The 14,534-nt window shown below is 34.4% G+C and carries 13 protein-coding genes; 8 read left to right on the plus strand and 5 right to left on the minus strand.

The genetic code is table 11. The annotated features are described in order from the left end of the window. Positions 1–508: 508 nt before the first annotated feature. Complete coding sequence (locus FQU23_RS08600) at positions 509–1,186, minus strand: DUF4294 domain-containing protein (protein ID WP_165425748.1); 678 nt, start codon at positions 1,184–1,186, stop codon at positions 509–511. A gap of 81 nt (positions 1,187–1,267) precedes the next feature. On the opposite strand from FQU23_RS08600, the gene FQU23_RS08605 reads away from it, so the two are divergent. The 3 genes from FQU23_RS08605 (at position 1,268) to FQU23_RS08615 (ending at position 3,579) form a co-directional block, all read left to right on the plus strand. After that, positions 1,268–2,356, plus strand: a complete 1,089-nt coding sequence (locus FQU23_RS08605; RefSeq protein WP_147673518.1) for a M42 family metallopeptidase — start codon at positions 1,268–1,270, stop codon at positions 2,354–2,356. Positions 2,357–2,560: 204 nt separating this feature from the next. After that, the gene (locus FQU23_RS08610; protein ID WP_147673519.1) at positions 2,561–3,028 is read left to right on the plus strand and encodes a DUF1801 domain-containing protein; all 468 of its coding nucleotides are present in this window, start codon (positions 2,561–2,563) and stop codon (positions 3,026–3,028) included. A gap of 11 nt (positions 3,029–3,039) precedes the next feature. Continuing rightward, a complete protein-coding gene (locus FQU23_RS08615; protein WP_147673520.1) occupies positions 3,040–3,579 on the plus strand; it encodes an SRPBCC family protein in 540 nt (179 codons plus the stop codon). 76 nt (positions 3,580–3,655) lie between these two features. Here FQU23_RS08615 and FQU23_RS08620 read toward each other — a convergent pair whose 3' ends face one another. From FQU23_RS08620 to FQU23_RS08635, 4 genes are all read right to left on the minus strand, one after another. Then, positions 3,656–4,609, minus strand: coding sequence for a phosphoribosylaminoimidazolesuccinocarboxamide synthase (locus FQU23_RS08620; protein WP_147673521.1), 954 nt, complete (start codon positions 4,607–4,609; stop codon positions 3,656–3,658). A 93-nt stretch (positions 4,610–4,702) separates the two neighbouring features. Next, entirely contained in the window at positions 4,703–7,054 is a 2,352-nt protein-coding gene (locus FQU23_RS08625) for a S9 family peptidase (protein ID WP_147673522.1), read from the minus strand. Between the two features lie 74 nt (positions 7,055–7,128). Next, a complete protein-coding gene (locus tag FQU23_RS08630) occupies positions 7,129–7,989 on the minus strand; it encodes a Cof-type HAD-IIB family hydrolase (protein ID WP_317165193.1) in 861 nt (286 codons plus the stop codon). A 287-nt stretch (positions 7,990–8,276) separates the two neighbouring features. After that, positions 8,277–9,227, minus strand: coding sequence for a PhoH family protein (locus tag FQU23_RS08635; protein WP_147673523.1), 951 nt, complete (start codon positions 9,225–9,227; stop codon positions 8,277–8,279). Between the two features lie 195 nt (positions 9,228–9,422). Between FQU23_RS08635 and FQU23_RS08640 the strand changes: the two genes are divergently transcribed. From FQU23_RS08640 to dnaN, 5 genes are all read left to right on the plus strand, one after another. After that, positions 9,423–10,253, plus strand: a complete 831-nt coding sequence (locus FQU23_RS08640) for an S-adenosyl-l-methionine hydroxide adenosyltransferase family protein (RefSeq protein ID WP_147673524.1) — start codon at positions 9,423–9,425, stop codon at positions 10,251–10,253. Between the two features lie 60 nt (positions 10,254–10,313). After that, positions 10,314–10,610 carry a putative quinol monooxygenase gene (locus FQU23_RS08645; RefSeq protein ID WP_132113097.1) on the plus strand — a complete coding sequence of 99 codons (297 nt, stop codon included), beginning with the start codon at positions 10,314–10,316 and terminating at the stop codon, positions 10,608–10,610. A gap of 56 nt (positions 10,611–10,666) precedes the next feature. After that, on the plus strand, positions 10,667–11,392 hold the full coding sequence (gene gldF, locus FQU23_RS08650; RefSeq protein WP_147673525.1) for a gliding motility-associated ABC transporter permease subunit GldF: 726 nt from the start codon (positions 10,667–10,669) through the stop codon (positions 11,390–11,392). Beyond that, a complete protein-coding gene (gene gldG / locus FQU23_RS08655; protein WP_147673526.1) occupies positions 11,392–13,077 on the plus strand; it encodes a gliding motility-associated ABC transporter substrate-binding protein GldG in 1,686 nt (561 codons plus the stop codon). Before gldF ends, gldG begins: the two co-directional genes overlap by 1 nt. Before the next feature lie 105 nt (positions 13,078–13,182). Further along, a complete protein-coding gene (dnaN, locus tag FQU23_RS08660; RefSeq protein WP_147673527.1) occupies positions 13,183–14,301 on the plus strand; it encodes a DNA polymerase III subunit beta in 1,119 nt (372 codons plus the stop codon). Positions 14,302–14,534: the final 233 nt, after the last annotated feature.

Consider the following 14,534-nt stretch of genomic DNA (forward strand, 5'->3'; position numbering starts at 1 on the left):
CAAAAGTAGCACCTTTATAGCGTTAAACAATACTTTTTATTGACTATTTTTTTATGTTTCCTTAACGCAGAGTTTAACTCGCTGGAAATAGGAATCTTGAAGTGGAAAGTTTTTTCCTCACCCCAGCCATCTCCAAAGGAGAGGGAGAATTTGTGGACGTGGTTCGCCCTGTTTCGTTGAGAATACAGCATTTTTTATTGACTCCGTAGTAGTGTCAAATAGCATAACTAGCCTTGATTCCCGAATAATTTAGTACTCTTGCTTTATATACTATTATATATAGGTGTTGTTTTTTGGAGATTTTATTACTAATATTTAAATCTCACTTCTAAAAGCGACTCACCTAGCCCCCATAGCAGTGGAAATCCTATCAAGCCAGTCCCGAAGCCTCGGAACGGCGAGGTAGATTGTAACGAATAGCGGGAAATAGCTCCTAAAAAAAATTATACACTCCTTATACATAGGTATACCTTCTTTTTTTTTATAATGAGGAACGCCCAAATACTATTTATGGTTTTGGTTGCTGTGCCTTCGCTTCCCAGAAATCATTCAGATTATCGATATCTACAGGATGTGCTGGTGGTTGGTTTTGTAATCTTCCCGATTCGAAGGCTCTTATAAGTATAGTTTCAATCAAAAAATCTTCATTAGAAACGTAGGGAGCATATTCTGTTTTTAAATTAATGTCAAACATGCTGGCCGCGGTGTTAGACCAAAACGCTTTCCAACCACTTTTCAATGTTTTCACCAGATCATACGTAGAAGTTCCCGTTTGACGATGGATTAACTTTACTAATATTCGGCCCTGACTGCGGGACAACTTTTTAAGCTTTGCTTCAAATTCGTCATTAAGGTAACTTTCCACGATCTTAAAATATTTCTTCTTTTCTCTATTTGTAGATAGCCTCTCCATTCCTTTATTTAAAAGCGTCAATCTTTCGGAAGCCAATTTGGCATAGGGATAGACTCTATAGACTCTGCTCTGCAAAATCAGAAACTGCTTCTTAGCTTCGGGATCCAACTTTTCTTTAGAAACAATAATTTCTTCCAATTGAATAGTGTCATTTAACGATTCATCTGTATCTCGCAAAACATACCCCATTTTAGTAGTGTCTTTAGAAATAATCTGAGCATGGCCTACTATCGTTAAAAAAAGAAAGAAAATCGTAAATCTAATAAACTGCATAAAGAAAAAATTTAGGGTAAAATTATACATTATATATGCAAGTGTAATGCCAATTCTATAATTTAGCAAAAAATATATTTTATGAGCACTAAATCGATATTAAAGAAATCCTCTATTACATTTTTAGAGAAATACTTAAACAACGCCTCCCCTACAGGATTCGAAGCCGAAGGACAAAAAATTTGGATGGATTACCTAAAACCTTATGTTGATACCTTTATAACGGACACATACGGAACTGCGGTAGGAATTATTAATCCTGATGCTCCTTATAAAGTAGTGATTGAAGGGCATGCTGACGAAATTTCATGGTATGTAAATTATATTACTGACGATGGTTTAATATATGTTATTCGCAATGGAGGTTCAGATCACCAGATTGCTCCTTCTAAACGCGTTAACATTCACACTAAAAAAGGAATTGTGAAAGGTGTTTTTGGATGGCCTGCGATACATACTAGAAAAGGTGAAAAAGAAGAAACTCCTAAAATCAGTAATTTGTTCATTGACATAGGTTGTGAAACAAAAGAAGAGGTGGATAAAATGGGCGTTCATGTGGGATGTGTAATTACTTACCCAGATGAATTCATGATTCTAAACGAAAATAAATTTGTTTGTCGTGCCATTGACAATCGCATGGGTGGTTTTATGATTGCCGAAGTAGCTCGTTTACTACATGAAAACAAAGTGAAATTACCATTTGGATTGTACATCACTAATTCAGTTCAAGAAGAAGTAGGTCTTCGCGGAGCAGAGATGATTACAAAAACAATCAAACCAAACGTAGCTATTGTAACTGATGTATGTCATGACTCTACCACTCCAATGATCGAGAAGAAAATTGAAGGAGAAACCAAAATAGGAAAAGGACCAGTTGTTACTTATGCTCCAGCCGTTCAGAATAACCTTAGGGAATTAATTCTGGATACTGCCGAGGAAAATAAAATTCCTTTCCAGCGCCTGGCTTCTTCAAGAGTTACTGGAACAGACACTGATGCATTTGCGTACAGCAATGGCGGTGTGGCTTCGGCTTTGATTTCGCTTCCATTACGCTACATGCATACCACTGTTGAAATGGTGCACCGCGATGATGTCGAAAATGTCATCAAATTAATATATGAAACGATATTGAAATTAGAGAACAACGAAACGTTTTCTTATTTTAAATAATAGTTTCAGGAGCTTTTCCCGTTCTCCGCTATATCTTTTGTCCCGAAACCCGGGACAAAAGGATACCGCTGCTACCGGGGCTAAAATAATACCTATATAATATTCATTTGGACTAAAATATAAATTTGTTTGGTACTAAAAGCCGTAATTCTAACTTAGAATTACGGCTTTTTCATTAAATTTACTTAACAAAAAAAACTATCAATGCAATCGAAAGCCAATAATGTCGAAGAATATTTAAAAGAACTCCCCGAAGATCGAAAAACACCAATAAACAAACTTCGAGAAATCATGCTTTCAAATATCCCTAAAGGCTTTAACGAGGAAATGAGTTATGGAATGATAGGGTACGTGGTTCCACACACGATATATCCAGAAGGATATCATTGTAATAAAGAATTGCCATTGCCTTTTATCAGTATAGCTTCACAGAAAAACTTTATTGCTTTATATCATATGGGTATTTATGCTAGTCCTGATTTATTGAAATGGTTTACTGACGAATATCCCAAACAGACCAATCTAAAATTAGACATGGGAAAAAGTTACATTCGATTCAAAAAAGTGGACCAGATCCCTTTTGACTTAATCGCGGAGCTTGTCCAGAAAATGTCAGTTGCTGAATGGATTGCAATTTATGAATATCAGATAAAGAAATCAACATATCCTTAAAATTCAAAATTATGAAGATTATCAAACGTATTTTATTTGCCATTCTTGGAATTATGGCACTAGCATTGATTGTAGCACTATTTCTCCCAAAAGATTATACAATACAAAGAGAGATTGTCATTAACCAACCTAGTGATAGTGTATATAATTATCTAAAATATTTAAAAAATCAAGATAACTTTAGTGTTTGGGCGAAAACAGATCCCAATATGAAAAAAACATTTATAGGTACTGACGGAACAGCGGGAGCGATATCAGCATGGAAAAGTACAAATGAAAATGTAGGTGTGGGAGAACAAGAAATAAAAAAACTAACTGAAGGAGAAAGAGTAGATTTTGAATTGCGTTTCAAAATTCCAATTGAGACAACCGATAAAGCTTATTTTTCAACTGAATCAATTTCTACAAATGAAACTAAAGTTCGCTGGGGCTATGACGGACACATGCCGTATCCAATGAATTTAATGATGCCTTTTATTGGAATGGACAAAATGATTGGCAAAGACCTACAGCAAGGACTTGATAATCTTAAAGTCATTCTAGAAAAATAACTAAATTTAAAACAAAAAGCAAAACCGCAATTCCTTCCAAGATTGCGGTTTTGCTTTATATAAAAATAATGCAGTTTTATCTTTTTTCTAAATAAGCCAACACATTTTTTTCTATTCTTTCATTGATATTTGAAATGTCAGCCTTAACGAATTTTTCACCAAGGATTTTTTCATATAATTCAATATATCTTTCGGAAACCGTTTCTATATATTCCTCAGTCATATCAGGAATTTGCTGTCCTTCTAAACCTTGAAAACCATTTTGGATTAACCATCGACGAACAAATTCTTTTGACAATTGTTTTTGCTCCTCTCCTTTGTCTTGTCTTTCTTGATATCCCTCTGAATAAAAATAGCGAGAAGAATCCGGTGTATGGATTTCATCAATTAAAACAATTACTCCATCTTTGGTTTTCCCAAATTCATATTTGGTATCCACCAAAATCAATCCACGGCTTACAGCAATTTCAGTTCCTCTTTGAAACAAAGCTCTAGTATATTTTTCTAAAATCAAATAATCTTCTTCAGAAACAATTTCTTTAGATAAAATGTTTTCTCTTGAAATATCGGCATCATGTTCGCCATTATCTGCTTTTGTTGTTGGCGTAATAATTGCTTCTGGAAATTTATCATTTTCCTTTAATCCTTCTGGCATTGCTACACCACAAATTTCTCTTTTGCCAAGAGCATATTCACGAGCCGCATGTCCAGATAGATATCCACGAATTACCATTTCTACTTTGAAAGGTGTGCATAAATGACCTACTGCTACACTAGGATCTGGAGTTGCAATCAACCAGTTAGGAACAATATCTTGCGTTAATTCCATAAATTTAGTAGCAATTTGGTTCAAAATCTGTCCTTTGTAAGGTATTCCTTTTGGTAATACGACATCAAAAGCAGATAACCTGTCTGTGGCTACCATTACTAAAAGATCGTAATTGATATTGTACACTTCCCTTACTTTACCTCGGTAAACCGATTTTTGATTTGGAAAATTAAAATTAGTAGTTGTAATTGTATTGCTCATTATAAAATGGTGTTGCGTTGTTGTTTTGCAAAAATAGGTTGTTTCAAAGAGATACACAAAATTGTTGAAACATTATTAAGTTAATAAAACACACTATTTTTCAAGAAGTGTATCATTAAATAAATTCAATATTCTGCTGTACTCATCAACCCAAGAATAGGTTTCTTTAAAACCATGAGCTTCAACAGGAAATGAGGATAAGCTCCAGTTTTTCTTTCCAAGTTCAATAAAACGTTGTGACAAACGCACCACATCTTTGTACTCCACATTATTATCTACCATTCCGTGAAGCATCAACAAGTTCCCTTGCAAATTATCAGCGAAATAAATTGGTGAGCTTTTTCTAAAAGCATTAGGATCTGTTTCTGGGAAATTAAGAATATTCCCTGTGTAGCCATGATTATAATGTGCCCAATCTGTTACTGAACGCAATGCCGCACCCGATTTAAATTCGTTTGGCGTAGTCAACATCGCCATTAGAGTAATAAAACCACCATAAGATCCACCATACATACCCACTTTTTCAGGGTTAATGCCTAAGTTTTCGACTAAGTACTTTTTTCCGTCAATTTGATCAGTTAAATCTTTTCCTCCCATAAAACGGTAAATACCAGTTCTAAAATCACGTCCGTAACCATCACTTCCTCTGTAATCAATATCTAAAACGGTGTAGCCTAGATCTGTCAATAAATTATGAAACATAAATTCTCTATGATACGTACTCCAATAATTATGGGCGTTCTGCAAATAGCCCGCTCCATGTACAAAGAGAATCGCTGCTTTATTTGATTTGGCTGCTTCCGGTTTATATAGTCTTGCGTTTACATTTGTTCCATCTTCTGCTTTAAAAGTGATTACTTCAGGAGTACGCCAAGAATAAGAATTAAATTCTTTTGAGGTCGAATGTGTTATTTGTGTCAAGTTCACCTCTTTTTTATTTGCAGCAGTATAAAATTCCCAAGGTTTGTTCTTAAACGAATAACGAACAAGCAAAGTGCTTTCATCAGGAGAAAGAGTTACTTCATGAGCTCCATCTTTGATTAGAATAGGTTGCAATTCTCCACCAGAAACAGGCAATTTATAGAAACCACGATTTCCAGGATGGGTTGTATTTGTAGTTAAATAAAAAGTCCTTTTATCTTTAGAAAGCGTTAGATCTCTCACTTCCCAATTGCCCTTTGTAAGTTGGTTTTTCTTATTTGTTCTTAAGTTATAACTGTAAAGATGTGAATATCCTGTCGCTTCTGACTGGAAATAAATCGTTTCGTTATCTCCCAAAAAATCTAAAGTTCCTGAGCCATAAGAATACGATGGAATTCCAGGTCCACCAATCCAAGCTTCGTCATGCTGATAATCAATTTCTTTGAAAGTACCTTTTTCCAAATTCAATTGTACAATCCATCTGTCTTTATTGTCCAGACTTCTTATCTCGCTAATCGCATAAACACCATCTTCACTAAACGTAGGTGCTTGCACGAAAACCAACTTGTCTTCCTTTTCTTTATTTTTTAAATTTTCATATTCGTTATAATAAACCGGTTTGTCCTGAATATGACTTAACGTAGAGAAATTAACATAGTAAACTGAATCTTGAGCCACAGAATAAATTCCGAATTTTGATTTAGTTAAATTTGAAACTGAAACTTTCTTCTTTGTGTTTACTGATTGATTGTATCCATCTTTTGTAATCACATTTTCCATTATTTCACTTTTAGTTTCAGCAGCAGTTACTACTCTAAAAGTGGCGTAATTCCCTTTTGGATCAATCTTTAAGCCTTCAAACGATTCTTTACCGTAATAATAAGGCCTAGGAAAATCAGATTTATTTTTATCGGCCTTAGCCTTATCCCAGTTTTTCTTTGCTTCTTGGTCACGAATAAATTGGAATAATTCTTTTTGCTGGCTTATTAAGAAACTGTCTTTCTCGCCTTCTTTATCCTTTTCTTTGCCTGATTTAAAATTTGTTATTTGGACAAGCGTTCCTTCTTTGGTGTCAAATTTTAGGACATTTTCATTTTGGGTAAAAAACAACACTCCGGCATCCTTTCCTAGTTGCAGGTTAGAAATTGAGCTGGATTGTTGCAGTAGTTTTTTAGTTTTTTTTGTTTGAATAGAATACGAATACAAAGCCCCTTTATCAATATAATACACGGTATCCGAGTTCGGTTTGCTTTTAAAATCTAATTTAGAAAATGCAGCTTCTGGATAAGAAACCAATTTAGCTTTTTCCATTCCTTTTTCCCAAAAATAAGTATTGGCTCCTAACTCATTATTGGGATTCCATTCAAAATATACTTTTTTACTATCTAAGGACCATCGACCAGAAAAAGGTTGTTCTCCAATGAAGGTATCTCCCTTCATGATGTCTTCTAACTGTAAACTTTGGCTTTGAACTGTAAAAGAGAAAGTTATAAATGCGGTAATAATAAAAATAGCTCTGGTCATTTTTGTATGGTTTAATTCACACAAAAATACACTTTGAAACGTATTAAAAAAACATATCGCTACTTTTAGGTTAGCTATACACTTAAAATAGGTTGCTTTAAGAGTTTTTCAAATAAATAGGTAGCTACTCCATTATCATAATTAGTTGCAATTACTTCAAGATGTGCTAACTTGCTTTTCAAACTGTCTGGTGCATTGCCCATTAGCAATCCTTTTGCTGTAGCATTCAACATTTTTTCATCATTATAGCCATCTCCAAAAGAAATAGTCTCTTGAAAACTCAAATTTTCTATTTCTAAAATCTTGGCAATAGCAACACTTTTATCGACAGTCTTGTCCATAAACTCTAAACAATGTGGCAAACTGAAAGCATGACTAAAATCATCTGAATATTTTTTAACTATTTTATCTCTAAGTTCTATCAGTTTAGAATGACGTTCGTGTGTAAAAAACATTTTTATAGCAGTTAAATCTTCGACCGAATCAAAATTTACAAGCTCTGGAACATATTTTAATTCAGGCTGAAAACTGTTTAATGCTTCATTGTGTTTATTAGTCAACCAACTATTTTCTTTAAATACTACAGTCGTGAACTCTTCATCTATTCCTAATGATAGTACAGATTTTATGGCCTCACTACTAATGTTGTGAGAAAAAAGAAGTTCGTTTTGTGGCGAGTGAATTCTAGCTCCATTTGAAGTTACTAAGTACGCCGGACAGCCTAAGCTCTCCACAATAGACATCGCATCGAGATGATGACGTCCTGTGGCAACAATTATAAGATATCCTTGACTGTGTAGTTCTTGAAAAACTGTTTTAGTATATTCTGAAATTTGGTGATGCTGATTTAGTAGTGTTCCGTCTAAGTCGCTTATTACTACTTTTATTTTCTCCTTTAACATTGTAATTTTCATATTCATTTGTAATAATTTCAAACTTATTGAATTTTGAAGATATTTCCAATAACAACTCAAAAGTTTACAAAATCTTTAATAGAAAACAAGAGCAAAGCTTCGTCAATTTGAACTTCAGTTCACTTTCCTTTTTAAATAAAAATCAAGTTTTAGCGTTAATTGTCGCACTTTTTACAAATTACAAAATCTATTATTATACAATCTTCGCTTATTATTATTTAATCAATTTTCCATTAAAAAAGTACGACCCCAAGCGGGATCGTACATAATATTCTTTTGACTATCTGTCAAAAATACAATTTCTATTTTTAGGCTGGATTCTCAGTATATTTATAAGCATCTAAGACTTTTTTCACTAATCTGTGTCTTACAATATCTTTATCGTCCAAATAAATAATTCCGATTCCTTCAATATCCTTTAAAACCAATAGCGCTTCTTTCAATCCTGAAATTGTTCTTCTCGGCAGATCGACTTGGCCGGGATCTCCAGTTACCATGAACTTGGCACTTTTCCCCATTCGAGTCAAGAACATTTTCATCTGGGAATGTGTGGTATTTTGAGCCTCGTCCAATATTACAAACGCATGATCCAATGTTCGCCCACGCATAAAGGCAAGCGGAGCAATTTGTATAATCCCTTTTAGAATGTAATCTTCCAGTTTTTCATTAGGTATCATATCCCGTAAGGCGTCATACAGCGGCTGCATGTACGGATCTAATTTTTCTTTCATGTCTCCAGGAAGAAATCCTAGGTTTTCCCCAGCTTCTACGGCTGGTCGAGTAAGGATAATACGTTTTACCTGTTTTTCTTTCAAAGCTTTTACGGCCATCGCAACACCTGTATAGGTTTTCCCAGTTCCTGCAGGTCCTACCGCAAAAACCATGTCGTTTTTATTTATGGTATCTACCAGCAATTGCTGATTAGGTGTCATCGCCTTGATGATTTTACCCGCCACTCCGTGTACCAGAATTTTATCATTCACCGTGTTTCTTCTATCATCCTGACCCTCGCCTAGAATAACACGTTCAATAACATTGTTATCGATATTATTATATCTAGAAAAATGCAGCATTAAACGTTGAAAACGTTTTTCGAACTCGTCTAAGATTTCTTTTTCTCCAAATGCCTTTAGAGTAGTTCCGCGGGCAACAATCTTTAATTTTGGATAATATTTTTTAATAGTTTCAAGATGAGTGTCTTGAGCACCCCAAAATTCTTTTGGAGCGATGTCTATGAGCTCTATTATTCTTTCGTTCAAAAGTTGTAGTTTTATATTAAATTAAATCAACTAAAAAATCCAATCCATTTTGGTCTTAAACCTGAATATTATTTGTCTTATTATTTAGAATTTGTTTTTCGTTTTTTGCTTTTTTGAATTTACTATTATTAGATTTGCATTTCTCAAATTTAATGAAAATTAGTTTTAGAATACACCAATTTTTATAAAAAATATATGTCAATAATTACCCTAACTACCGATTACGGCTTGAAAGATCACTTTGTTGGTGCGTTAAAAGGGAAAATATTATCTGAGTATCCTGAAGCTTCCATTGTAGACATTTCGCATCACATTGACCCATTCAACACAGTTGAAGCAAGTTACATTATTAGTGCTGCTTATTCGAGCTTTCCAAAAGGGACTGTTCACCTAATAGGAGTCGATATGGAACTCAATAAAGAGAATCGGCATATAGTGATGCAATGGAACGATTCTTACTTTATTGCTGCCGATAACGGAATTCTAAGCATGCTTTCGCAAAAAATTGTTCCTCAAAAAATGGTCGCTATAAATATTCACGATCGTTTGTCTAGCGAAGCAACCGGAATGGATGTTTTTGTTACGGTCGCTTGTCATATTGCAAAGGGTGGTTTGCTAAACGTTATTGGTAAAGAAATCAGTAGCATTAAACAAATAACCGAATTAAAAGCAGCGATTTCTGAGGACGGTAATACACTAAAAGGTAATGTTATTTATATCGATCATTTTGGAAATGTGGTTACCAATATTAGTAAAAGACAATTTATGGAGGTTGCTCGAGGAAGGCCTTATGAGATTGTCATGAAAACAAAAAACATCAAAACCATTTTGCCAAATTACTCTGCAATTGCGAGTTCTGATAAATATCCAATAAAGAATTATGAAGGAGAGAAACTAGCGATTTTTAATGAAGCTGGCTTTCTCGAAATTGCCATTTTTAGAAGTAACCCTTCCAAAGTAGGCTCTGCAAATAGCTTATTGGGTTTAAACTATAGAGATACGGTGTCTATTCAATTCAAGGATTAGAAGAACACCACATCCATAAAATCTCAAATCATCAATCGTTAATCATAAATCCTAGATCACATGTTGGTACGAATAGTAAAATTAAGTTTTCACGAAGAAAACATTCCTGCATTCCTAGAAAATTTCGAATCAATTAAAGAACGAATCAGGAATGCTCCAGGAAACCGTTTATTAGAGTTATATCAGGACAAAGACAACAAAAGCATCTTTTTCACGTATAGCTATTGGGATACCGAAGACGACTTAGAAAACTACAGAAATTCAGAGTTTTTCAATGAAGTTTGGACGTTTACCAAAAAATTATTCAATGACAAGCCAGAAGCCTGGAGCGTCGATAAGTTAGCTACTTTAATTTAAGTTTTTTAGTCTCAATTTAGACACTATTAAATCTTAAACTTTTAAACAAAAAATTAATGAAAGCCATATTATTACGAGAGATTAAATCCTTTTTTGGTTCGCCCATCGGTTACTTGGTTATTGCTTTATTTCTAATTCTCAACGGGTTATTTCTTTGGGTTTTCGAAGGGGACTATAATATTCTCAATACCGGTTTTGCCGATATGAGTCCGTTTTTCACCTTAGCTCCTTGGATTTTAATTTTCTTAATTCCGGCTGTAACGATGCGCAGTTTCTCGGATGAGAAAAAGCAAGGAACACTTGAATTGCTTTTAACAAAACCCTTGAGTCTGTGGCAAATCGTAAACGGAAAATTTCTTGGCGCAGTTTTACTGATTGTAATGGCCATTATTCCAACATTTATTTATGTCGAAGTAATCTCTAGTTTAGGAATGCCAGAAGGAAACCTCGATATGGGAAGCACCATTGGTTCTTACATTGGTCTACTATTCCTAATTAGTGCCTATTCTTCAATCGGGATTTTTACTTCTACCCTCTCCGATAATCAAATTGTGGCTTTTATTGTAGCTGTCTTTTTATGTTTCTTTTTCTATTTTGGTTTCGAAGGTCTCGCTTCATTAACACCGTCTTTTTCTATATTTATCTCTGCTTTTGGAATGCAAGATCACTTTAAAAGTATGGGGCGTGGCGTCATAGACACTAGAGATCTACTCTATTTTGCAAGTATAACGGTGCTGTTTCTTTCGTTTACTGTTTATAAACTTAAATCTTTTAAATTGTAATGGTACCAATTAAAAAAAGCAACCTGAAATCGGTTTTGATAACAATCGCACTATTACTGGTTATAAATGGTATTGGAAACTATTTCTTTCATCGTTTTGATTTAACAAAAGACAAAAGATATACCCTTTCTACTACTTCTTTGAATATAATCAAACAAGTAAAAGAACCGTTGTACATCAAAATTTACCTACAAGGTGATTTGCCTGGTGAATTTAAAAGACTGCAGTTAGAAACACAGCAGCTATTAGAAGAATTTCAGGCCTATAACAAGAATATAGTTTTCGAATTCATAAATCCATTGGAAAACGAAGATACCAGTATGGATAATATTAAGGAGCTGTATCGAAAAGGATTAACGCCTATAAACATAACAGTTGATGACAAAGGAAAACAATCGCAAGCAATGGTTTTCCCTTGGGCGATCGCAATTTACCAAAACAAAGAAGTCAATATTCCATTGTTGAAAAACAGAATGGGAGCTTCGACTACTGAGATGGTCATTGGTTCAGTGCAACATCTTGAATATTCGATATCTGATGCCTTCCACAAAGTATCAACAGCAAAGCAAAAAACGGTTGCTGTTATCAAAGGAAACGGCGAACTTCAAGATATTTTAATGGCTAAATTCTTGTTGCAAATAAGAGAAAGTTACCACATTGGTCCTTTTACCTTAGATTCGGTTGCCAAAGATCCTACTGGCAGTTTAAATGCTTTACAGAAATATGATTTGGCTATTATCGCCAAGCCTACTGAAACATTTTCTGATTCCGAAAAACAAGTTCTAGACCAATTCATCATCAACGGAGGAAAAACATTGTGGCTCATCGATCAAGTAAATGCAGAAATGGACAGTCTTTACAATCCTTCGGGATCGACGCTAGCCTTTCCTAGAGATTTGAATTTAAACGATATGTTCTTTAAATACGGCTTACGTATCAATCCAGATATTGTCAAAGACGAACAAGGAAGTCCTATAAAATTAGCGACAGGCGAACAAGGAAGTGCAACCCAGTTTCAAGAATTCAACTGGAAATTTGCTCCCTTGGTTTATCCAGAAAGCACGCATCCAATTGTGAAAAACTTAGGCGGAATTAAGTTTGATTTTGCGAATCCTATCGACACTTTGAAAAACGGAATTAAGAAAACTGTACTTCTAAAATCATCACCTTATTCTAAAAAAATAGGGGCTCCAGTAGAAATAAATTTAGACATTGTTGCCGAGGAAACCAGCCCAAATCATTATATAAAAACAGGAAATATTCCGCTTGCAGTATTGCTGGAAGGATCCTTCCATTCCATGTTTGAAAACAGAGTGTTGCCTTTTGAACAAGCCACATTTCAAGGAACTGGAAAGAAGAATAAAATGATTGTAATTTCTGATGGAGATGTGATAAAAAACCAACTAGATAAAAACTTTCAACCGGTAGAACTGGGTTACGATCAACGTTCTGGAAATCTATACGACAACAAGGATTTCATGCTGAATTGTGTCAATTATCTGTTAGACGATACTGGACTTATTAACATTCGAAGCAAGGATTTAGATTTACCCTTATTAGACAAGGAAAAAGTATTTGAAAACTACACCCAGACTCAAGTCATAACTATCGGGCTTCCACTGCTAATCTTAGTGTTATTTGGCGGATTATTTACCTATCTTAGAAAAAGAAAATACGGTCAATAGATGTTAATAAAAAAGTTTCAATACTAGAATAGTTTACGATATATTTGTAAAATGTATTCTATTTTGAAATCAAAAATAGATACCAAAAAAAATAAAATAAAACAGATGAAATTTATAGTATCGAGTTCGTACTTATTAAAACAATTACAAGTTTTAGGTAGTGTTATTAACAGTAGCAATACTTTGCCCATTTTGGACAACTTCCTATTTGAATTAGACAATAACGAATTAACGGTTTCGGCAAGTGATTTAGAGACTACCATGTCGGCTAACTTAGCTATTGATTCCACGAGTAAAGGTAGTGTCGCTGTACCGGCAAAATTACTGTTGGAAATCCTTAAAACTTTTCCAGAGCAACCTTTAACTTTTACTGTTGAAGAAAACAGCACGATAGAAATCAGTTCAAACTCTGGTAAATATGCGTTGGCGTATGCTCCTGGTGCTGAATTCCCAAAATCTGTTAACCTAGAAGAGCCTTCGGTAACTTTAGTTCCTGCAGATGTATTGGCAACAGCTATAAGTAAAACAATCTTTGCTGCTGGTAACGATGATTTACGTCCAGTTATGTCTGGTGTGTTTTTTCAGTTCTCTCCAGAAGGATTAACCTTTGTGGCAACTGATGCGCACAAACTGGTAAAATATGCACGAACAGATGTAAAAGCGTCTCAAGTAGCTGATTTTATTATGCCAAAGAAACCTTTGACCATTCTAAAAAATATTCTTTCGACTTCAGATGCTGAAGTAAAAATTGAATATAACGATTCGAATGCTACTTTTTCATTCGATAATTATATTTTAATGTGTCGTTTAATAGATGGAAAATATCCAAACTATGAAGCGGTTATCCCAAAAGAGAATCCAAATAAATTAATGATTGACCGTTCTCAGTTTTTGAGTTCAGTACGTCGTGTTGCTATTTTCTCTAATAAAACTACACACCAAATTCGTTTGAAAATCGCGGGTGCTGAATTGAATGTTTCGGCTGAAGATATTGATTACTCTAACAAAGCAGAGGAAAGATTGACTTGTGATTATCAAGGCGACGATATGCAAATAGGCTACAACTCGCGTTTTCTTACTGAAATGTTAACTAATTTACAATCAGATATGATCATGTTAGAAATGTCTTTGCCTAATAGAGCGGGAATACTAACTCCTGTTGACGGATTAGAAGATGGCGAGACCGTAACCATGCTGGTGATGCCGGTTATGCTGAATAGTTAATAAATTGTTAATGTTTTATGCCCATTTTTTTTGATAGTTAACATATTATACTTATCATTGTATTTCAAAATACGCTATTAACCAAACCATTTTTTTATATTGAAAAAAACCGCTATTTCCTTAAAGGATATGCGGTTTTTTTTTGTTTATCCTCCCCCGTCCCCCTCCGAAGGAGGGGGAGACGAAATGGAGTTTTATCGGTTTTTTAATTCCTGTATTTTTATCCTGGTTTT

Origin of the sequence: Flavobacterium sp. XN-5, from assembly GCF_008033395.2 — a bacterium.
GTDB classification, from domain to species: Bacteria; Bacteroidota; Bacteroidia; order Flavobacteriales; family Flavobacteriaceae; genus Flavobacterium; species Flavobacterium hiemivividum.